The 21,032-nt window shown below is 63.9% G+C and carries 16 protein-coding genes; 1 reads left to right on the plus strand and 15 read right to left on the minus strand.

The genetic code is table 11. The annotated features are described in order from the left end of the window. Nucleotides 1-15: 15 nt before the first annotated feature. From KY495_RS03100 to aroG, 15 genes are all read right to left on the minus strand, one after another. The gene (locus tag KY495_RS03100; protein ID WP_229518483.1) at nt 16-684 is read right to left on the minus strand and encodes an Hsp20/alpha crystallin family protein; all 669 of its coding nucleotides are present in this window, start codon (nt 682-684) and stop codon (nt 16-18) included. A gap of 12 nt (nt 685-696) precedes the next feature. Continuing rightward, complete coding sequence (locus KY495_RS03105) at nt 697-1,134, minus strand: Hsp20/alpha crystallin family protein (RefSeq protein ID WP_219884055.1); 438 nt, start codon at nt 1,132-1,134, stop codon at nt 697-699. A 135-nt stretch (nt 1,135-1,269) separates the two neighbouring features. Then, nucleotides 1,270-2,190: a tRNA pseudouridine(55) synthase TruB gene (gene truB / locus KY495_RS03110; protein ID WP_219882304.1), complete on the minus strand. Its 921-nt coding sequence runs from the start codon at nt 2,188-2,190 to the stop codon at nt 1,270-1,272. Nucleotides 2,191-2,196: 6 nt separating this feature from the next. Beyond that, complete coding sequence (gene rbfA / locus KY495_RS03115) at nt 2,197-2,619, minus strand: 30S ribosome-binding factor RbfA (RefSeq protein WP_219882305.1); 423 nt, start codon at nt 2,617-2,619, stop codon at nt 2,197-2,199. A gap of 93 nt (nt 2,620-2,712) precedes the next feature. Beyond that, on the minus strand, nt 2,713-5,541 hold the full coding sequence (infB, locus tag KY495_RS03120) for a translation initiation factor IF-2 (protein ID WP_219882306.1): 2,829 nt from the start codon (nt 5,539-5,541) through the stop codon (nt 2,713-2,715). Nucleotides 5,542-5,588: 47 nt separating this feature from the next. After that, nucleotides 5,589-7,154: a transcription termination factor NusA gene (nusA, locus tag KY495_RS03125; protein WP_219882307.1), complete on the minus strand. Its 1,566-nt coding sequence runs from the start codon at nt 7,152-7,154 to the stop codon at nt 5,589-5,591. After that, a complete protein-coding gene (gene rimP / locus KY495_RS03130; protein ID WP_374041006.1) occupies nt 7,151-7,645 on the minus strand; it encodes a ribosome maturation factor RimP in 495 nt (164 codons plus the stop codon). The genes nusA and rimP overlap by 4 nt, the downstream gene beginning before the upstream one ends. Before the next feature lie 230 nt (nt 7,646-7,875). Continuing rightward, on the minus strand, nt 7,876-9,804 hold the full coding sequence (gene rluB / locus KY495_RS03135; protein WP_219882309.1) for a 23S rRNA pseudouridine(2605) synthase RluB: 1,929 nt from the start codon (nt 9,802-9,804) through the stop codon (nt 7,876-7,878). Beyond that, entirely contained in the window at nt 9,791-10,594 is an 804-nt protein-coding gene (gene scpB / locus KY495_RS03140; RefSeq protein WP_219882310.1) for an SMC-Scp complex subunit ScpB, read from the minus strand. The genes rluB and scpB overlap by 14 nt, the downstream gene beginning before the upstream one ends. Nucleotides 10,595-10,934: 340 nt before the next feature. Next, nucleotides 10,935-11,972, minus strand: coding sequence for a glucokinase (locus KY495_RS03145; RefSeq protein WP_219882311.1), 1,038 nt, complete (start codon nt 11,970-11,972; stop codon nt 10,935-10,937). A gap of 153 nt (nt 11,973-12,125) precedes the next feature. After that, nucleotides 12,126-13,049: a DedA family protein/thiosulfate sulfurtransferase GlpE gene (locus tag KY495_RS03150; RefSeq protein ID WP_219882312.1), complete on the minus strand. Its 924-nt coding sequence runs from the start codon at nt 13,047-13,049 to the stop codon at nt 12,126-12,128. Between the two features lie 4 nt (nt 13,050-13,053). Continuing rightward, a complete protein-coding gene (locus KY495_RS03155; protein ID WP_219882313.1) occupies nt 13,054-14,715 on the minus strand; it encodes an ABC transporter ATP-binding protein in 1,662 nt (553 codons plus the stop codon). 6 nt (nt 14,716-14,721) lie between these two features. Continuing rightward, entirely contained in the window at nt 14,722-15,729 is a 1,008-nt protein-coding gene (locus tag KY495_RS03160) for an ABC transporter permease (RefSeq protein ID WP_374040986.1), read from the minus strand. Further along, nucleotides 15,726-16,664: an ABC transporter permease gene (locus KY495_RS03165; RefSeq protein ID WP_219882314.1), complete on the minus strand. Its 939-nt coding sequence runs from the start codon at nt 16,662-16,664 to the stop codon at nt 15,726-15,728. The genes KY495_RS03160 and KY495_RS03165 overlap by 4 nt, the downstream gene beginning before the upstream one ends. Before the next feature lie 124 nt (nt 16,665-16,788). Next, the gene (gene aroG, locus KY495_RS03170; RefSeq protein ID WP_219882315.1) at nt 16,789-17,850 is read right to left on the minus strand and encodes a 3-deoxy-7-phosphoheptulonate synthase AroG; all 1,062 of its coding nucleotides are present in this window, start codon (nt 17,848-17,850) and stop codon (nt 16,789-16,791) included. A 397-nt stretch (nt 17,851-18,247) separates the two neighbouring features. Between aroG and KY495_RS03175 the strand changes: the two genes are divergently transcribed. Next, nucleotides 18,248-20,920: a TonB-dependent receptor gene (locus tag KY495_RS03175; protein ID WP_219882316.1), complete on the plus strand. Its 2,673-nt coding sequence runs from the start codon at nt 18,248-18,250 to the stop codon at nt 20,918-20,920. Nucleotides 20,921-21,032 lie beyond the last annotated feature (112 nt).

Raw genomic sequence — 21,032 nt, forward strand, 5'->3', positions numbered from 1 at the left:
AACCGGCCGCAGCGTTCAGGGCTGCACGCTGTTCACGGGTATTTTGCGCGGCGCCGCCTCCTGGGTTTTCGGTATGCGAATCTTGAGCACGCCATGGTTGAGCTCTGCCGTAGCCTGGGCGCCGTCAAGCTCGCGCGACAGGGCAAAGGTGCGCTCGTAATGCTGATGCCCGACCTCGATGTAACGCCCTTCCATTTGCTGTGGAATGTCGAGCGCCATGGCCCCTTCGATGGTCAGGCTCTGACTGTCGAGCCGCAGGTTGAGATTGTCCCGCGTGACACCGGGCATGTCTGCCAGCAAGGTAATGCCCTGGGCATCTTCGATGACATCGACTGGCGGACGTAACACGCCCGCCGTCCGCCCTGCCAATTGGCCGCTCTGCGAACCGGTGCCGGTTTGCACCGCGCCCACGCCTGACGCGCCCCCTTGCTCAAATCCACGGTAGGCTTGACCGCCATTACCGGGGCCGCCATCCCCCGTGATAGCCGCTGCATCGCCACCGCCACTGGACCCGGCACCGGCACTGCCGGCCTGCGCGCCGCCAGCCATGCCTTCGCTGCCTTTGGCAAGTGGTTCCTGCGGACCCTGGGTGCCGCCCTGATTGCTGCCCTGATTGCCCCCCTGATTGCCGCCGCCCTGATTGCCTTGCTGGTGCGGAGTGCCCGTCTGATTATTGGTTTGCATGATCCCCTCCTTTCAATGCACAGAAATCTGGCGCGGCTGAGCCGACTGGCGGCGCGCGACGCTGACATGCAGGACGCCATCGCGGTAAGCGGCATTGACCGCTTCCGGATCAATCTGCTCAGGCAGGTTGATGACGCGCTTGAAGCGGCCTGCGAAACGTTCGTTGATTTGGACCGTGGCGCGTTCGCCCTGGGCGGACAGGTCGTCGGCCCGTTCTCCTGCAATGGTCAGCACGCCGTGCTCAAGCTGCACATCAATGGAAGCAGGATCGAGGCCTGGCATGAACACATAGACCTCGATGCTCTGGGGCGTACTGCCCAGGTTCAAGGCCGGGAAACTGCCGCGCGCCACCCCGCGAATGCTTGGCTCAAGGTCCAGCGTCTGCTGCAGCTCACGCTGAATGCGGTCCATCTGGGCAAATATATCGCCCGGGAACATTGATCGGAACATCATGGCGCCCTCCCTATTGTCTGTCCTAAAACTCGTTGGACAAGCAGAGGTGCGCAGGGTTCACTCAAAATGCGCGGGCAGCCGCTTTGGCGGCCCGGCGTGGGAAGGCAGCCCCTGCCGCAGGGCTAGCGGTGATTACGCCTTGGTGGCGATCAGGCGTTCAGGCGCCAGGATGGCGTATTCCTGCAGCAAACCGGTGCCCAGCAGTTTGGCACCGTGGTACACGCGCACCCGGCCCAACTCGGCCGGCACGGTGACGGCTTCCTTGCCGAGCGCCAGACGCTGGCCCTGCAGGAAGCGCTTGGCCAGTTCGTCGGTCAGCGCCAGCGAGGGAAAAGTCGACAGCAGCGCGTCCACCGGCGCGAGCAGCTGCACCGGCGCGGCGTGCGCACCGATTGTCTCCAGCGTGACCATGCCGTCCATGGTCAGCGCGCCCACCTGCGTGCGGCGCAGCGCATTCAGGTGCGCGCCGCAGCCAAGCGCATGGCCGATGTCTTCACCGAGCACGCGGATGTAGGTACCCTTGCTGCAGGTGACGGAAAGCTTGAGAAATGGCGCCTCGTACGCCACCAGTTCCAGTGAATGGATCGTTACCGGGCGCGCTTCGCGCTCGAGCGTGATGCCCTCGCGCGCGTATTCGTAGTATGCCTTGCCATCGCGCTTGAGGGCCGAGTACATCGGCGGCACCTGCATGATGGGACCGCGGAACTGCGGCAGCACCGCTTCGATCTGCTCGCGCGTGACATTCACCTCGGCCGTGGCGATGGTCTCGCCTTCGGTGTCGCCGGTATTGGTCGTCACTCCCAGGTGGACCGTGGCAAGATAGGTCTTGTCGGCTTCCAGCAGGTCTTGCGAAAACTTGGTGGCCTCGCCAAAGCACAGCGGCAGCAAACCGGTCGCGAACGGATCGAGGGTGCCGGTGTGGCCCGCCTTTTTCGCATTCATGAAGCGCTTGGCCTTGATCAGCGCGTCATTGGACGACAGGCCCACCGGCTTGTCGAGCAGCAGGACGCCGTCCACGCAATCGCGGACCTTCTTCACGTGAGCGTGCTTCATCGTGATTTATTCTGCCTCAGGCTTGCTGTCGTCAGCTGCGGGGTCGGCCTCGGCATCGGCCGCGCGCGTGGCGTTGGCCTGGTCGATCAGGAGCGACATTTCCATGCCGCGCGAGGTCGAGGTGTCATGCACGAAGTGCAGTTGCGGCAGCGTGTGGATGTGCAGACGCTTGCCCAGTTCCTTGCGAATGAAGCCGGCAGCTGCCGTCAGGCCTGCCACGGTACTCTTGACCGACTCCTTGTCGTCCTTGAGCATGGTGAAGAACACCTTGGCGTGCGCGTAATCGGGCGTGACCTGCACCTCGGTGATGGTGATCATCCCGATGCGCGGATCCTTCAAGCCGTAAGCGATGATTTCGGCCAGATCGCGCTGGATCTGGTCTGCCACGCGAAGGCCGCGGGCCGGCATGGTTTTGCTGTGTTTGACCATAATGTGACTATCCTACTCTTATAATTTTCGCGGGTCCAAAAACGAAGCGCCTTCCGGAGAAGGCGCCTCTTGTCGTCCCTGCGCTGTACCTGATTACAGGGTACGGGCGATTTCCTGGACTTCGAACACTTCGAGCACGTCGCCGACGACGATATCGTTGTAGTTCTTGAGCGACAGGCCGCACTCCAGACCAGCGCGTACTTCTTTCGCGTCGTCCTTGAAGCGCTTGAGCGAATCGATCTCGCCGGTCCACACCACGATATTGTTGCGCAGCAGGCGTACCGACGACGAGCGCTTGACCACACCATCGGTGACCAGGCAACCGGCAATCGCGCCCACCTTCGACACCAGGATGACCTGGCGAATCTCGACCGCACCGGTAATGGTCTCGCGCTTTTCCGGCGCCAGCATGCCCGACAGTGCGGCGCGGATCTCGTCGATCGCGTCGTAAATGATGTTGTAGTAGCGGATGTCCACGCCGTTCGACTCGGCCAGCTTGCGCGCCTGGGCATCAGCACGGGCGTTAAAGCCGATGATGACTGCCTTCGATGCCACGGCCAGGTTGACGTCGGACTCGGTAATGCCACCGACAGCGGCATGCACCACCTGCACCCGTACCTCGGAGGTCGAGAGCTTCTGCAGCGAGCCAACCAGCGCTTCCTGCGAACCCTGCACGTCGGTCTTGATGATGACCGGCAGGTTCTTGACTTCGCCTTCGCCCATGTTGTCGAACATGTTCTCCAGCTTGGCCGCCTGCTGCTTGGCCAGCTTCACGTCGCGGAATTTACCTTGACGGAACAGACCGATTTCACGCGCCTTGCGCTCGTCGGCCATGACCATGACTTCTTCGCCGGCGGCCGGCACTTCGGTCAGGCCCTGGATCTCGACCGGGATCGACGGACCGGCTTCGGTCACCGACTTGCCATTCTCGTCCAGCATGGCGCGCACGCGGCCATACGAGGAGCCGGCCAGCACCACGTCGCCGCGGCGCAGGGTACCCGACTGCACCAGGATGGTCGCAACCGGTCCCTTGCCCTTGTCCAGGCGTCCTTCGACCACCAGGCCACGGGCCGGGGCGTCGACCGGTGCTTTCAGTTCCAGCACTTCGGCCTGCAGCAGTACCTGCTCGAGCAGCGCGTCGATACCGGCGCCAGTCTTGGCGGACACCGGCACGAATGGCGACTCGCCACCGTATTCTTCCGGCACCACCTGTTCGGCGATCAGTTCCTGCGTCACGCGGTCCACGTTGCCGCCCGGCTTGTCGATCTTGTTGATCGCGACAACCAGCGGCACGCCTGCGGCCTTGGCGTGGGCAATGGCTTCCTTCGTCTGCGGCATCACGCCGTCGTCGGCAGCCACCACCAGGATGACAATGTCGGTCGCCTTGGCACCACGGGCACGCATGGCGGTAAATGCCTCGTGACCCGGGGTATCGAGGAAGGTGATGATGCCGCGCGGCGTCTCGACGTGGTAGGCGCCGATATGCTGCGTAATGCCACCAGCTTCGCCCGACGCCACCTTGGCGCGGCGGATGTAGTCCAGCAGCGAGGTCTTGCCGTGGTCGACGTGACCCATGACGGTGACCACCGGTGCGCGTGGCGAAGACTCGAAGTGAGCGTGCTCACCCTGGTCTGCCAGCAGTGCTTCCGGATCGTCCAGTTCAGCGGCAAAGGCCTTGTGGCCCATTTCCTCGACCAGAATCATGGCCGTTTCCTGGTCCAGCACCTGGTTAATGGTGCACATCTGGCCCAGTTTCATGAGCTGCTTGATCACTTCGGACGCCTTGACCGACATCTTGTGCGCCAGTTCGGCGACGGTGATCGTCTCGGGAACGTGCACGTCCTTGACGACAGCTTCGGTCGGCGCCTGGAAATTGGTTTCGCGGTCGTCGTTATGCGACGAACGGCGGCCACCCTTGGCACCGCCACGCCAGCCGTCACGGCCAGCCGGCGAACCGGTGTTACCACGTGGCTTGATGCCGCCACCTGGCGCGCCGCGCTTCTTGGCGTCGTCCGACCAGGTCGACGAGACATTGGCCGACTTGATCGACTTCTTGTCCGCGCCCATCGGCTTCTTGTCAGCGGCCGGCTTGTCGCCCGGCTTCTTGTCGGCAGGCTTGTGCAGCGTGCCTTCAGCCACCTTGGGCTTGACGGCGGCAACGGGCGGGGCGACCGGCTCGGGCGCCTTGATCGCACGGCGTGGCGCATTCATCATGGCCTTGATCTGGGCCACTTCGTCAGCGACGGCCTTGCGTGCCTTTTCATTGGCGGCGGCGCGGTCGGCAGCTTCCTTGGCAGCGGCAGCAGCCTTTTTCTTGGCTTCCTCGGCGGCGGCTTTCTTGGCTTCGTCGTCGGCGGCAGCACCGGCGGTGGCGGCAGCGGCGGCGGCGCGCTTGGCTTCGTCGGCTGCGGCCTTCTTGGCATCAAGGTCGGCCTGCTTGGCCTGGGCTTCCTTCTCGGCGTCGAGCTTGGCCAGGCGCTCCTGCTTTTCACGCAGGTCCGCTTCCTGGCGGGCGATCAGTTCGGCCTGGCGGCGCGCTTCTTCTTCGCGCCGTGCCACTTCGGCAGCATCGATCACCGGCGCTGCAGGAGCGGCCGGCGGCGGCGGCGCGACAGGTTCGTCGCGCTGCACGAAGGTGCGCACTTTCTTGACTGCGACCTGGATCGTGCGCGACTTGCCGGAGGCATCGGCCTGCTTGATCTCGGTCGTTTCCTTACGCGTCAGCGTAATTTTCTTTTTCTCGCCCTCGCCGGCCGCACCGTGGGTACGGCGCAGGTGGTTCAATAACTTATCCTTATCATCTTTCGACAATGGATCTGACGTCGAGCTTTTCTCGACGCCGGCAGAACGCAGCTGCGTCAGCAGCAAGTCTGCAGGCATCTTCAGTTCGGTGGCAAATTGGGCTACGTTGTTACTCGCCATTCAGTCCTCTTTTCTTGGTGTCGCGACAGATGATAAAGATACTCAAATTAAGCCTTGGCCAGTTCCGCCAGGCTCCAGGCTTTCGCCTGCAACGCCTTGGCACGCTCGTCATACTTCGAGTCGACCAGCTTCATCTCGTCGTCGGTCACGTCATTAAACTCATTTTGAATCAGTTCGCGGGCACGCTCGGTCGACAGGGCCAAAATGGCGCCAAATTCGTCGTAAGCCAGGGCGGAAAACGCTTCCACACTCTTGATGCCGGCCAGGCCAAGCTTGCCCGCGGTAGTGCGGTCCATGCCTTCCAGGTTCACCAGCGCCTCGTCCATGCCTTCCAGGCCTTCTTCCGAGGCGATAGCTTCGGTCACCAGGGCGTCGCGGGCGCGGGTACGCAGTTCGTTGACGGTGTCTTCGTCGAACGATTCGATGTCGAGCATTTCCGAAATCGGCACATAGGCGATTTCTTCCAGGCTGGCGAATCCTTCTTCCACCAGGATGTCGGCCACTTCCTGGTCGACGTCCAGCTTTTCCATGAACAGGGCACGTACGGCAGCCGTTTCCAGCGCCGATTTGTTTTCCGATTCTTCGGCCGTCATGATGTTGATCTTCCAGCCGGTCAGCTCGGCGGCCAGGCGCACGTTCTGGCCTGAACGGCCGATCGCGATGGCCAGGTTCTCTTCATCGACGACGACATCCATCGCATGCTTTTCTTCGTCGACCATGATCGACGAGACATTGGCCGGGGCCAGGGCGCCGATCACGAACTGCGCCGGGTCGTCCGACCACAGCACGATGTCGACCCGTTCGCCGCCCAGCTCACCGGTCACGGCCTGCACGCGCGAACCACGCATGCCCACGCAGGTGCCGATCGGATCGATGCGCTTGTCCGCCGTGTAGACGGCGATCTTGGCGCGCACGCCGGCGTCACGGGCAGCCGATTTGATTTCCAGCAGGCCCTGCTCGATTTCCGGCACTTCCAGCTCGAACAGCTTCATGATGAATTCAGGCGCGGTGCGCGACAGGATCACCTGCGGGCCGCGCATGTTGCGGTCGATGCGCAGGATGAAGGCACGCACACGGTCGCCGATACGCAGGTTCTCTTTCGGGATCATCTGGTCACGCGGCAGGCGTGCTTCGATCTTGCCCGATTCGACAATCGCGTCGCCACGCTCCATGCGCTTGATGGTGCCGGTCACGAGCGAGTCGCCGCGCTCGAGGAAATCGACCAGGATCTGTTCGCGCTCGGCGTCGCGCACACGCTGCAGCACTACCTGCTTGGTGTCCTGCGCGAAGCGGCGGCCAAATTCCACCGACTCGATCGGCTCTTCGATGTACTCGTCCACTTCGATGTCAGGAATGGTCTCCTTGGCTTCGAAGTGCAGGATTTCCTGGTCTGGCAGCTGCAGGCCGGCTTCGTCCGGCACCACGTGCCAGCGGCGGAAAGACTCGAACTCGCCCGAGTCGCGGTCAATCGAGACGCGAATGTCGACCTCGCCCTCGTAGCGCTTCTTCGTCGCTTGCGCGAGTGCGAATTCGAGCGCCCCGAAGACGACATCTTTATCGACATTTTTTTCGCGCGCCAGCGCGTCAACCAATAATAAAACTTCGCGGCTCATGCTTTGCGTCCCTTAAAATCCACTTGCGGCACCAGGCGTGCCTTATCCAAGTCGGCGAGCGTAAATTCCAACAGCGCCGGACCATCCTTACTTTCAAATTCCAATGCGAGATTGTCGCCTTGCGGGGCCTGCAAGATGCCCGTGAAGGTTTTCCGGTTCGCAGAACCGGGCATTGCCACCTTGAGCTTGACGGTGCATTCGCAACCCTCGAAGCGTGCAAAGTCGGACAATGTGCGCACCGGGCGATCCAGCCCCGGCGACGAAATCTCGAGCCGCTCATAATTCACGTTTTCGACCGTCAGCACATGCGACAGCTGGTGGCTGACGGTGGCGCAGTCTTCGACAGTGATCGGGCCTTTTTCGGCCGCGTCGGCAGCAGTGAAATCGATGTATACGCGCAAAATCCCGCGCTCGCCCCGTTCGACATCAACGAGTTCGTAGCCCAGGCCACTGACTGTCTTGGCGATCAAATCAAACTGCTGCAAACACATTCTCCAAAAACGATTTACCAAAAAAAAAATGGGCATCTGCCCATCTTCTATATTCTGAAACCAGATGAAGCGTTTGAAGCAGACTCAGGCTGCTCGAAACTTTATCAGGCTGCAGATTATAACGCGTTATGCCATCGACGCGCAATCCGATACGCCAGAATGACAGGCAAACAACACTTTACTTTAAGGCAAAAGCAAGCGAACAAACGCTTGCTTTTACCCCTCGGCAATTAACCGCGTCGACCACGGCGCGGCATGCCACTGTCGGACACGCGCGGCCCCTGCGGGCGGCGGCTGCCACCGGCATTGCCGAAACCGAAGGTGGTCTGCAGCGGGTCAGGCTGGCGCGGGCCGGCTGGCTTGCCGCCCGGACGGCCGGAACGCTGGCCTCCAGGACCGCTCATGCCACCACCGCCGCCCATACCGGGACCGCGCGGGCCCTTGCCGCGCGCGGCGCCGCCGCGGCCTTGCGGGGGGCCGAACGGGTCGGCGTTGCGATTGGCGTCCACGCGGTCGATGCGGTTGCCGTCGGCGCGCTTGTCTTCGTCGGGACGGGCGGGGCGGGGGCCGGCGCCGCGTGCATCCTTGCCGGCGCTCTTGCCCGCACCCTTTTTCTCGACACCGAAAGCGGCCAGCAGGTCACGCACGGTATTTTCTTCCATCTCTTCCCAGCGGCCGCGCTTCAAGCCACTTGGCAGCGTCATGGCGCCGTAGCGGGTGCGGATCAGGCGCGACACGGTCAGGCCGACGGCCTCGAACATGCGCCGCACTTCGCGATTGCGGCCCTCGCCAATGACCACGCGGTACCATTTGTTGACGCCTTCACCGCCGCCATCGGCGATCTTGGTGAAGTTGGCCATGCCGTCGTCGAGCTCCACCCCGGCCAGCAGCTTCTGGCGCATGCCTTCTTCCAGCTCGCCCAGGGTACGCACGGCATATTCGCGGTCGATGTTGTAACGCGGGTGCATCAGGCGGTTGGCCAGGTCACCGGAAGTGGTAAACAGCAGCAGGCCCTCGGTATTGAAGTCGAGGCGGCCCACGGCCAGCCATTTGCCCGCCTTCATGGTGGGCAGGCCGTCAAATACCGACGGACGGCCTTCCGGATCATCGTGGCTGACGATTTCGCCGGCCGGCTTGTGGTACACCAGCACGCGCGGCGGCTTGCTCGAGACCTTGCGGTGAATCAGCTTGCCGTTGATGCGTACCGCGTCGCTTGGCAGGATGCGCTGGCCGATGTGGGCCGGTTCGCCATTGACCGAGACACGGCCGGCAATGATCAGGTCTTCCATGTCGCGGCGCGAACCGAGGCCCGCTTCGGCCAGCACCTTGTGCAGCTTGGGCGCGTCGTCGTCGGAAGTCAGGTCGCGGCGCACGGCCTTTTGCGGGCCGGCGCGGCCGCCGTCGTTGGCGTCAAAAGCATCCGACGTCACGAAAGAAAACGCCGCATCGGCGTCGGACTGGCCGCCCTTCTTGTGATGCTGCAGGCCGGGATTGCCCTTCTTGTTCTTCTTGGGGCGGTTGCGCTGCTCGGCGCTGCGCTCGGGACGTGGACCGCGCTCCGGACGGGCGGCCTGCTCGGCGGGGGCACCTTCTGCCACTACCGGCGCGTCGCCTTCAGGACGCTCCTGCTTGCGTGCTTCCCGCATGCCGCGCTGCTCGCGCATCTGGCGCGGACCACGCGGCACGCGCGAACCGCGCTCCTGGCGTGGCTGCTGCTCGCCGCCGGCCACTGCCGGGGCAGCGTCCGGCCCTGGCACCGGTGCTGCCACCGGTGCATCGGCCCGCGCCGCAGCCGGCGCGCCATCGGTCTGCACCGGGGCGACCTTGGGAGCGCGCGGCTTGCGGGCCGGCGCTTCAGGCGTCACAGCGCCCTCTGCTGCGGCCTGTTCGCCTTCGGCCGGCGCGGCCTTGCGTGCGCGCGGCTTTTTCGGGGCTGCGGGCTCGGCACCAGCAGAAGGCGCCTCGCCTTCGGCGACGGTTTTTTTCGCGGCGCGTTTTGGCCTGGCCGCGGCAGGCGCTTCGGCGGCGCCGCTGTCCCCTGCGGGAGCGTCGCCTGGCTGCGCGGTCTGCGCCCTGGTGCGGCGCTTTGGCTTGGCGGCTGCCTCGTCCTGGCCGGCCACGTCGGCGGCGCTTGTCTCTGTCGGTTTAGTTGGATTCATTGTTCGTTTCTTGGTTGTGCTGACCTGGCGCAGCGTCAACCGATGTTTCTGGCGCAGGGTCGGGTGTAGGTACTTCTACCTCTGGTATTGCTGCTTCTGATACTTCTACTACTGGTTCGGGTGGGGCGGACGCCGCCTCCGGCGGTGCCGGCGCAGCTGCGTCAGCGTCTGCCTGGGCCGCAGCCTTGTCAAAATTTTCCTGCAATGCCGCCTCCAGCGCTTCCATTTCGAGGCCGCTTTGCATTTCGCTGATTTGCTGCAAGGGCGGCAGCTGGGACAGCGAATTCAAGCCCAGATCGTCGAGGAACTGCTTGGTGGTACCCAGCAAAGCCGGCCGCCCGATCACTTCACGGTGGCCGATGACATCGATCCAGCCGCGGTCTTCCAGCATCTTGATCGTCTGCGAATTGACCGTCACGCCGCGGATTTCTTCGATGTCGCCACGGGTGACAGGCTGACGGTAGGCGATGATGGCCAGTGTTTCCAGCGTTGCCCGCGAATATTTCTGCGGTTTTTCAGGACTCAGGCGGTCCAGGTACTGCTTCATTTCAGGGCGGCTCTGGAAGCGCCAGCCGGTGGCCAGGCTCACCACTTCGATGCCGCGGTCTTGCCAGTCCTGCCGCAATTGTTCCAGCATGATCTTGATCGTGTCGCCACCGACGCCGACACCCATCGGCTTGCCGTTGTCGTCCACGTCGACAAACAGCTTTTTCAGGCTGTGGATCGAGAGCGGCTCGCGCGCGCAGAGCAAAGCGGTTTCGAGGACTCGCTTGGCCTCATCAGTATTCATAAGATGTCGTGTGCGGACCTACATGTAAAAACCAATCAACGAATGGCAGCGGCGTCCAAAACGACGCCGGCATGCACACAACACGTTGAAACTGGAATCCGTCGCCCGGACGATGCGCGCTGGGCGGGAATGTTACCGTGGCGGGATCCGAACCCGCTCACAAGCGGCCGGCGACGCCAGCGAATCGGCACGCCCAGCTGCCAAGCCGTTGATTTTCAAGCAAAACCCCGATTCACCACGCCAGGCGGCAGGGCGAACGAAGAGCTTCGTTGAGGTCAACTGTCGTCATTGTACCTGATAAAACAGGCAAAGGGAGAAACGGCCTTACTGGCAGCCCGGCTCAAGACCCCTGCTGATCGGCCAGCTTCTCGGCCAGGATGGCCGACACCCCCACAAACGCCGGGTATTTGGCAGTAATGATATAGGTCGGCACCTGCGACAGGTAGTGGACGAAGCGGCCCTTGTGCTCGAAGCGGGCGCGAAACGGCGAGCGGGCAAAGTAGTCGCCCAGCCGCGGCACGATGCCGCCGCCTATATAGATGCCGCCCTGGGCGCCCAGGGTGATGGCCAGGTTGCCCGCCACGGTGCCGAGCATGCCGCAAAACGTATCGATTGCGCGCATGCACAGGGGCGATTCGCCGGCCAGCGCGCGGCGCGAGATTTCGGGCGCGTCCAGGCCCTCGTCCGCCACGCCTTCGTGACTGGCAATGGCGCGGTACAGCAGCACGATACCGTCACCGGACAGGAAGCGCTCGGCCGAGACATGGTCAAACTCACGCCAGGCGTAGGTCAGGATCGCCACCTCCAGCTCATTGGCCGGGGAAAACGTCACATGGCCACCCTCGCTGAGCAGCGCTGTCCAGCTTGACTTGCAGGGGATCAGGCCGGATACGCCCAGCCCGGTACCGGCACCGACCAGGCCCAGCGGGGTATTGGGCACCGGCGCGCCGCCGCCAACCTGCACCTTCTGGTCGTCGGCCAGGTGCGGCAAGGCGCGCGCAAGGGCAGTAAAGTCGTTGGCCACGACCAGCGTGGCGAAGCCGCACGCCTGGCGCAGCGCCTCGATGGAAAACTCCCAGTGATGATTGGTCATGCGCACCGTGTCGCCCGTGATCGGGTTGGCAATGGCCAGGGCGGCGTGCCGCAAGGGCAGCGTGAGCTGCGCCTGCACGGCGGGCAGCGCCAGATAGGCCTGGAGGGCGGCGGCGATGGTCGGGTAGTCGTCGCAGGCCAGCACCTCGATCGCTTCAAACCGGCCGGCTGCAAATTCAAGCGCAAAGCGGGCATTGGTACCGCCAATATCGGCCAGCAGGCGTGGGCCGTGCGCGTGGAAAGCGCTGGAGGGTGGCAAAGCGGCGGCGGCGGTCGATGAAGTCATGGCGGCATGTGATCAGGAAACCAGCCAAGCTTAATAGATAGCGGCTCGTATAGGCAAGCACTTTTGTAGTTTAAGTACAAAAATACGGTTTGCCACGTGAAATCACCGCAGAGAGACCGAAAATCACATCAGTAGTCTGGCTACCCTACCTCCTCACTGCGCACTATTGTGGTGCGCTTTCCATGCATCCAGCCCCCCTTGCAGGGGCCGCGCCCGATGGAAGCCGTGCGCCAGGAACTGCTTGGCCACCTGGGCCGCCGTGACATCATTGGGACAGCTGCAATAGACCACGATGTGGCGCTCCTTGTCGACACCGACCAGCATGCCGTCGGCCTCGCAGCTGTCGAAGAAGGCGGCGCCGGGAATGGCCTCCTCCAGCTGGCGTGCGGTGGCGCTACGGGCATCGATGATGAGCGGTTCATGCCCTGCCGCGATCAGGGAAAGCAGCTCCGGCACGCCGATGCGCGCGATGGCCATGGCGCGGCGCACCCGGCGCCGTTCGAGATACTTGTAGAGCACGAAGATGCCCAGCAAGGCTGCCAGGCCCAGCACCGCGGTGGTGCCCATGGCGCTCAGGAAAGTCAGCACCCGGTCCACGCTCTTGTGAAACAGTGCGCCCAGAGCCACGCCAGTACTGCTCCACAGCACGCTGCCGCTCCCGCTAAAGGCAAGAAAGCGGGGCTTGCTGACGCCAAGGGCGCCCGACATCGGCGCGGCGACGATATTAAAGCCAGGGATGAACTTGGACACGATCAGTGCCTTGACGCCGAAGCGGGCGAACTTGTCTTCCGTCTGGCTGACACAGGAGTCCGGGGACAGGGAAATCTTGCACAGCAGGCGAAGGATGCGGGTGCCGTAGAAGCGCCCGGCGTGAAACCAGAACAGGTCGGCGATCAGGCACGCCAGCACCGCCACGCCCACGCAGGCAAGCGGACTGATGCCGCCGGACATGGCCAGCGCGCCGGACACGATCAGGATCGGAAACGCGGGAATGGGCAGGCCGCCCTGCTCCACCAGCACGATGGCAAAGACGATCAAGACACCATACAGCTGCAGCAGTTCGGTCAGGTTGGGCATCCGTTCATCTTAGCCCAAATCCGGGGATCGCCCCGAGCAGGGCCCGGGTGTAGGGGTGGCGCGGCTGGCGGTACAGCTGGTCAGACTGCGCCACCTCGACCACTGCGCCCTGGTGCATCACCATCACTTCGTCGGCCATGTACCTGACCACCGCCAGGTCGTGCGAGATGAAGAGGTAGCTCATGCCGTATTCGTCCTGCAGGTCTTGCAGCAGGTTGAGCACCTGCGCCTGCACCGACACGTCGAGCGCGGATACAGATTCGTCGCACACCAGGATCTCCGGCCGCATGGTCAGGCAGCGCGCAATGGCGATGCGCTGGCGCTGGCCGCCCGAGAATTCATGCGGGTAGCGCTGCAGCGCGGCAGCGGGCAACCCTACCTTGTCAAGCAGCGTTCTTGCCATGGCCAGCCGCTCGCCATCGCCGCTGCCGATGGCGTGGATGCGCATCGGTTCGAGCAGGATCTGGCCCACCGTGAAGCGCGGGTTGAGCGAAGCATAGGGATTCTGGAAGATGATCTGGATGCGCCGCTTGTACGGCATGAATTCGCGCTCGGACATGGACAGCAGGTCGCGCCCTTCGAACATGGCCGTGCCGGCGCTGGCCTGGTGCAGGCGCAGCAGCGTCAGGCCCACCGTGGTCTTGCCCGAACCGGATTCGCCCACGATGCCGAGAGTTCGGCCGCGCGCCAGCGTAAACGATACATCCTGCACGGCCTTCAATTCGCGCCTGCCGAACCAGCCCTGGCGCACGAAAAAGCTCTTGGACAGACCTTTCACCACCAGTAGCGGCGCCGCATCGGCGGGCGTGCCGCGTGCGCGCTGTGCGCCACCCAAGGGCAGCGCTTCGCCAATCACCGGCAGCCGCATGGGCCGCAGGTCCAGGCGCGGGCGGCACTGCAGCAACGCGCGGGTGTATTCATCGGCCGGGGCCCCCAGCACCTGCGCCGCCGGCCCCTGCTCGCGCACTTCGCCGTGGCGCATCACCACCACGTGATCGGCAATATCGCCCACCAGCGCCAGGTCGTGGGTGATGAACAGGATCGACATGCCGTGCTTTTTCTGCAGGCTGGCAAGGAGCTCCACAATCTGCTTCTGGATCGTGACGTCGAGCGCCGTGGTTGGCTCGTCCGCGATCAGCAGCTGCGGCTCGCATGCGATGGCCATGGCGATCATCACGCGCTGCTGCTGGCCGCCCGACAGCTCGCCGGGATAGGCATCGACCTTGCGGCCCGGGTCGGGAATGCCCACTTCATCGAGCAGCGCCAGGGTGCGTTGGCGGGCCTGCCGTTCACTCATGCCCAGGTGGCGGCGCAGCACTTCGCCAATCTGGTAGCCAACCGTCAGGACCGGATTGAGCGACGACATCGGCTCCTGGAAAATCATGGCGATCTGCTTGCCGCACAGGCGCCGGCGCTCGGCGCGCGAGAGCTGCAGCAGCTCCTGCCCGGCGAACATGACACTGGCGCCCGGGCCGATCACGGTGCTTGCCGGCGGCAGCAGATCCATGATGGCGAGCGAGGTCACCGACTTGCCGCTACCCGACTCGCCCACCAGCGCCACCGTGGCATTGGCCGGCACGTCGAACGATATGCCCTTGACCGCCGGCGCCACGGTGGTCTTGTCGACCCTGAAGCCGATGTGCAGATGGCGAACGTGGAGCAGCATGGCGGCCTACTTGAGTGTGGGATCGAGCGCGTCGCGCAGCGCATCGGTCAGGGTGGAGAAGGCAGTCACCAGCACTGCCATGGACCCGGCGGCGGCCGCGAGCTGCCACCACTTGCCGAGAATGAGTTCGTGCTGCGCCTCATTGAGCATGCTGCCCCACGAGACCACGCCCACCGGCACGCCGAAGCCGAGGAACGACAAAATCACTTCGGCCTTGATGAAGCCGACGATCAGGATCGACAGCTGCACCAGCGCCACATGGCTGACATTGGGCAGGATGTGGGAAAACATGCGGCGCCAGTGCGAGGCGCCGATGGCCTGCGCCGCCAGCACATACTCGCGCGCCTTGTGCTTCATGTACTCGGCGCGCACCAGGCGGTAGGGCCCCGTCCATCCGGTCAGGCCCAGGATCAGCACAATGGTCGCCACCCCTTTTTGCTGCAGGACCGCGGCCACGGTCAGGATCATCAGGATCGCGGGAATGGAGGTGAAGACGCTGTAGAACCAGGTGAACAGGTCGTCCACCGCGCCGCCCGAGTATCCGGCCAGGGCGCCGAACAAGGTACCCAGCGTTACCGCCACCAGGGCTGCGGCGAGGCCCACCACCACCGAGGTCTGCGCACCCTTGATGGTTTTCTTGACGATGTCGTGCCCCCACTTGTCGGCGCCGAAGGCAAGCGTCTGGCGCCGCACGGGCGGCACCGCCCTGCCCTGCTTTTCCAGCTGGGCCGAGATGGCGGCGATGTCGGCGGCCAGCGGATCGAAACGATTCGGCAGCACTGCGCGTGGGGACGCCGGTGCCCCCTGGCGCAGCGCCGCGCCGGCGGCGAACGTGGGCGGCGCGTAATTAACCGCCACTTCTTCTTCCCAGTCGGCAGCGACGAGGCCGGCCGCGGACAGGCCCACCAGCGCCAGCATCAAGGCCACGACGCACAGGGCAAGCATGGCCACACGGTCGGCGCGCAGGCGGCGCCACGCCAGGTACCAGAGGCCGTGCGAGGCGCTGTCCATCATGCCAGCTTGATGCGCGGATCGACGGCCTGGTACAGCAGGTCGGTCAGCAGATTGAACAGCATGGTGGCAGCGGCCACGTAGATCGTGATCGCCTTGATGACCGGAAAGTCGCTGCGCTCGACCGCCAGCATGACTTCGCGCCCGATGCCGGGAATGCCGAAAAACCGCTCCAGCAGGAAGGCGCCTATCAAGAGCGCGGGCAGGCTCGCCATGACGTGGGTGATGATGGGGATGGCCGCATTGCGCAGCACATGGACCCACATCACGCGCCGCTCGGACAGGCCCTTGGCACGCGCGGTACGCACATAATCCTGGCTCACTTCATCGAGCACGAAGGCGCGGTACAGGCGCACCGTGGGCGCCAGCGACACCGCCAGGCCAATCAGGATGGGCAGCGCCGCGTAGTGCAGCAGGTTGCGCGCCAGGCTGTCGCCCCAGCCCTGCACCGGGAACAGGCCCATGCGGTAGGCCAGGAAATACTGGAACACGATAATGTAGACCAGGATGCTGACCGACATGCCGACCGTACACAGCACCATCACGGCGCGGTCGGTCAGCGAGCCGCGCACAAAGGCGAGCGCCAGCGCCAGCGCCACGCCAATCACGGTTTCCAGAATGGTCAGCGGCACCAGCACGGTCAGCGACGGTCCCAGGCGGGTCGCCATGATGTGCGCCACCGGCTCGCCCGTGCTCCAGGAATTGCCAAAGTCAAAGGTAAGGATTTGCTTGACGAAGATCCACAGCTGCACATGCCATGGCTGGTCCATGCCCAACTGGCGCCGGATGTTGTCGATTTCCTGCGCGCTGGACATTTTCCCGGCCAACAGATAGGCCGGGTCGCCGCCGACGAAGTTAAACAGGACGAACACCAGCAGCACGACACCTGCCATGGTGGGCACCATTTGCCAGAGTCGGCGCAAAATGTAAGCGAGCATGTTCCCCCTGCCAATAAGTGAGCTTACCTTACCTTAATTGTGGCAAGGTCGGGCGCACAAAGCTGGGGCCGGGCAAGCATGGTGGCAACAAAAAACCCGGCGGCGCCGGGTCTGTTTGATCTGCTTACGATTCCGGACGCAGGCGCCGCTGCAGCACGGCATCGGCCAGATTTTCCAGCACCTTGACGCTGCTGTCCCAGTCAATGCAGCCGTCGGTGACGGACTGGCCATACACCAGTTCCTTGCCGGGGATTAGGTCCTGGCGGCCGGCCACCAGGTGCGACTCCACCATCACGCCCACGATGCGCCCTTCGCCATTGGCCACCTGGGCGGCAATATCGGCGCACACGGGAATCTGGTTCTCGGGCTTCTTGGAACTGTTGGCGTGCGACGCGTCAATCATGAGGCGCGATGCCAGGCCCTGGGCGGCAATCTGCTGGCAGGCCTGCTCCACGCTGGCGGCATCGTAATTCGGTGTCTTGCCGCCGCGCAGGATGATGTGGCAATCTTCATTGCCATTGGTCGATACGATGGCCGAGTGCCCGCCCTTGGTGACGGACAGGAAGTGGTGGGGCTGCGAGGCGGCCTTGATCGCTTCCACCGCAATCTTGATGTTACCGTCGGTGCCGTTCTTGAATCCCACGGGGCACGACAGGCCGGACGCCAGTTCGCGGTGCACCTGGGATTCGGTGGTGCGGGCACCGATGGCGCCCCAGCTGATCAGGTCGGCAATGTACTGGGGGCTGATCACGTCCAGGAACTCGGTGCCGGCCGGCAGGCCCAGTTCGTTAATGTCGCGCAGCAGCTCGCGCGCCATGCGCAGGCCATCGTTGATGCGAAAACTGTTGTCCATGTAGGGATCGTTGATCAAGCCCTTCCAGCCCACCGTGGTGCGCGGCTTTTCAAAGTAGACCCGCATCACGATCTCAAGTTCCCCGGCAAAGCGGCGGCGCTGCTCGACCAGGCGGCGCGCGTATTCCATGGCGGCCTTGGTATCGTGGATCGAGCACGGGCCGATCACCACCATCAGGCGGTCGTCCTGGCCGTGCAGGATACGGTGCAGTGCCACCCGGCCGGCGGCAGCGGTCTGCTCGGCTGCTTCGCCGCAGGCAAACTCGCGGATCAGGTGCGAGGGCGGGGTCAGTTCCTTCATCTCCCGGATGCGTAAGTCGTCGGTGCGGGGCATGGTGTTCTCCAAAATGTAAAAATGCGGCAAAAAAAAACCGCCATCGCTGGCGGTTTTTCAGGAATTCTGCTGGATCTCGTTGCTACGTGAACCTGCCGCTACTCCACCGCCTTGGGGCTGGAATGGCTAAAGTAAAAATAGCAGGTAAAAAAAATGGCGCTGTACATGGGTGCTCCGAGATGTGCAAACGACTATAACACAGAATTGCTGCACGCTGGCAAGGGGGCCGCCAGATGAGGCCGGCCCTACGGAAGAGGCCGTGGTTGCGGGCTCCCCACAAAGGGGGCGCCGTGGCCGACGCATTTGAGGCAGATCATCCGGACCGTGGAAGCGAATGCAAAACTCGATTGCTCAAGCCCCCGCAATGGGCGCTTCCCTAACGACCTGGAGCATCGACATGACAGAGAAACGACTGAACCTTGCCTTGCGCACGCTATTTGCCGGCGGCGCGGCGCTGGGCGCCACTTTCATGGCCCTGCCCGCCATCGCCCAGCAGGAGACCGAACCGGCCATGCAGCGCGTGGAAATAACCGGCTCTTCCATCCGGCGCCTGGCCGCGCAAAGCGCGCTGCCCATCACTTCGCTGCGCGCCGACGACTTCGCCAAGCAGGGCCTGGCCACGGCGCAGGAGGTATTGGCCACCATCCCCATGAACCAGACGTCCACCGGTGCCAGCCAGTCGGTGGGGGCCGGTACCGGCGGGCGCACCACGGCTGACCTGCGCGGCCTGGGGGGTGACACGACCCTGGTGCTGCTCAACGGCCGGCGCCTGGCCAACCACCCCTTCTTTGCCGACACGGTGGACCTCAACATCATTCCCGTGGCGGCGCTGGACCGGGTGGAAGTGCTGCGCGACGGCGCTTCCGCCATCTACGGCACCGATGCCATTGGCGGCGTGGTCAACTTCATCACCAAGCGCTCGTACCGGGGCATGGCGGCCACGGTGGAGGCCTTTGTGCCGCAGGCGTCCGGCGGGGGCGATGAGCAGCGCGTCAATGTGGTGGGCGGCTGGGGCGACCTCGCCACCGACGGCTGGAACCTGCTGGCCGTGGCCGACTACCATCGCCAGTCAGCCCTGCGCTCGGTGGACCGGCCGTTTTCCAGCACCGGCGTGCGGCCCGGGCGGGGCGTATCGCAAACGAGCGGCACGCCCTTCCCCGCCAACTTTTTCGCCGCCCCGCTCAATGACGACGATCCCGGCATATCGGGCAATCCCGGTTTCTTCACGGGCTGTGCGCCGCCGGCGTCCGTACCCAGCACCACCAACCAGACCTGCCGCTTCGACTTCACGCGCTACATCGACAATATCCCCCTCACCACCCAGCACTCATTTTTGGGACGCTTGACGCGCAAATTTGGTGGCAACCATACGGGCAGCGTGGAATACATGCACAGCCGCAGCATCAATGAGTCGCGCGTGGCGCCGCCACCGCTGGCCGGCATCGGCCTGACCATGACGGCCAGCGGCCCGTTCTATCCCGGCGCCGGCATCACACCGGCCTTTCCGGGCCTGGCAGGACAGGACCTGGACATCAGCTGGCGACCGCTGGTCACGGGCCAGCGCATCCAGGAAGACACCAGCCTGTCGGACCGCCTGCTGGCCAGTATGGAAGGCATGATTGGCAACTGGGATTACAGCAGCGCGCTCAGTTATTCAGTGGGACGGGCCCGCAGTGACTTCACCGGCGGCTACGTGATCGACCAGCGCATCATCGACGGGGTCGCATCCGGACTGCTCAATCCCTTTGGCGAACAGACTGCAGCCGGCCAGACCTGGCTGCAAAATTCCCTGCTGCTGGGCGAGTTCTTGAAAGGCAAAATCAACAGTTCGGCCATCGATTTCAAGGCCAGCCGCGATATCCGCCAGATGGCTGGCGGCCCGCTCGGGTTTGCCATTGGTGCAGAAGTGCGCCATGACAAGGCCACGTACACCGTGGACCGCGCACTGGCCAGCCAGGCTTCCAGCTCCGGCTATGCCGATGCCCTGGACCAGCGCGGCAGCCGCACCATTCGCGCCATCTTCACCGAGTTCAATGTCCCCATCATCAAGGACCTGGAAGTGAACCTGGCCGGCCGCTACGACTATTACACTGACGTCGGCGGCAACTTCAACCCGAAAGTGGCGGTGCGCTGGCAAATGTCCCCGCGCGTGCTGCTGCGCGGCTCCTACAACGAAGGCTTCCGCGCGCCCACCCTGTACGACATCAACGGGCCGCAAACCGTCACCAATACGGCCCAGCCCTTCGATGACCCGGTGCTGTGCCCGGGTGGCACGCCGGTACCGGGCGCCAACCCCAGCCTGGCGTGCGACCAGCAGCAAAACATCCGCGAAGGCGGCAACCCCAACGTGCAGCCGGAAACCTCGCGCACCTACTCGGCCGGCATCGTGTTGGAACCCATGCGCAACGTCACCGCCTCGGCAGACTTCTGGGATATCCGGCTCAAGGATCAGATCAACGCCATTGCGGAGCAGACCCTGTTCGAGAATTACCAGCGCTATCAGCACCTGTTTTTCTACAATGCAGCTGGCACGCGGCTCGATTACGTGCTGTCGGAAACGAGCAACCTCGGCGAAGTGCGCACCCGTGGTGTCGATCTGAGCCTGCTGTGGCGCATTCCCCGCAATCAGTTCGGCAATATGTCGCTGGCCGTGGATGGCACCTACGTGGACAAATACGACTACCAGAACGAACGCAACGGCCCGTTCACGGAAAATGCGGGCCGCTATGCGGACGAACGCCCGGTATTTCGCTGGCGCCACAATGCCACCCTGGCGTGGAACATGGCACCGTACACGCTCACGCTGGCAAACCGCTACATGTCCGGCTACGACGACCAGAACAATGTGGCTCCCGCATTCGAGCAGCGGGTGGACCCGTATTCCACGTGGTCGCTGGCCGGCACCTACACGGGCAACAGGAGCATGGAGCTGACGCTTGGCGTAAAAAACCTGTTTGACGAAGACCCGCCCTATACCAACCAGGGCACCACCTTCCAGCAGGGATACGACCCCCGCTACACCGATCCTCTGGGACGCACCTTTTACATCAGGGCGACCTACAAGTTTTAGGCAGCATCGCGCGGGGGCATGTGGCATGAGCGCGGCCGAGCTTCACCACAGGGCGGCGCATGCGGGGCGCACATTGAAAAAGGCGCCACCCGGGCGCCTTCCTGTTCGCGGC

This window comes from Massilia sp. PAMC28688, assembly GCF_019443445.1.
GTDB lineage: Bacteria > Pseudomonadota > Gammaproteobacteria > Burkholderiales > Burkholderiaceae_D > Telluria_A.

Bases quoted from the DNA above. Each gene is read 5' to 3' on its own strand.
- KY495_RS03100 (WP_229518483.1), bottom strand. From the start codon at position 684: ATGCAAACCAATAATCAGACGGGCACTCCGCACCAGCAAGGCAATCAG.
- KY495_RS03105 (WP_219884055.1), bottom strand. From the start codon at position 1,134: ATGTTCCGATCAATGTTCCCGGGCGATATATTTGCCCAGATGGACCGC.
- truB (WP_219882304.1), bottom strand. From the start codon at position 2,190: ATGAAGCACGCTCACGTGAAGAAGGTCCGCGATTGCGTGGACGGCGTC.
- rbfA (WP_219882305.1), bottom strand. From the start codon at position 2,619: ATGGTCAAACACAGCAAAACCATGCCGGCCCGCGGCCTTCGCGTGGCA.
- infB (WP_219882306.1), bottom strand. From the start codon at position 5,541: ATGGCGAGTAACAACGTAGCCCAATTTGCCACCGAACTGAAGATGCCT.
- nusA (WP_219882307.1), bottom strand. From the start codon at position 7,154: ATGAGCCGCGAAGTTTTATTATTGGTTGACGCGCTGGCGCGCGAAAAA.
- rimP (WP_374041006.1), bottom strand. From the start codon at position 7,645: ATGTGTTTGCAGCAGTTTGATTTGATCGCCAAGACAGTCAGTGGCCTG.
- rluB (WP_219882309.1), bottom strand. From the start codon at position 9,804: ATGAATCCAACTAAACCGACAGAGACAAGCGCCGCCGACGTGGCCGGC.
- scpB (WP_219882310.1), bottom strand. From the start codon at position 10,594: ATGAATACTGATGAGGCCAAGCGAGTCCTCGAAACCGCTTTGCTCTGC.
- KY495_RS03145 (WP_219882311.1), bottom strand. From the start codon at position 11,972: ATGACTTCATCGACCGCCGCCGCCGCTTTGCCACCCTCCAGCGCTTTC.
- KY495_RS03150 (WP_219882312.1), bottom strand. From the start codon at position 13,049: ATGCCCAACCTGACCGAACTGCTGCAGCTGTATGGTGTCTTGATCGTC.
- KY495_RS03155 (WP_219882313.1), bottom strand. From the start codon at position 14,715: ATGCTGCTCCACGTTCGCCATCTGCACATCGGCTTCAGGGTCGACAAG.
- KY495_RS03160 (WP_374040986.1), bottom strand. From the start codon at position 15,729: ATGATGGACAGCGCCTCGCACGGCCTCTGGTACCTGGCGTGGCGCCGC.
- KY495_RS03165 (WP_219882314.1), bottom strand. From the start codon at position 16,664: ATGCTCGCTTACATTTTGCGCCGACTCTGGCAAATGGTGCCCACCATG.
- aroG (WP_219882315.1), bottom strand. From the start codon at position 17,850: ATGCCCCGCACCGACGACTTACGCATCCGGGAGATGAAGGAACTGACC.
- KY495_RS03175 (WP_219882316.1), top strand. From the start codon at position 18,248: ATGACAGAGAAACGACTGAACCTTGCCTTGCGCACGCTATTTGCCGGC.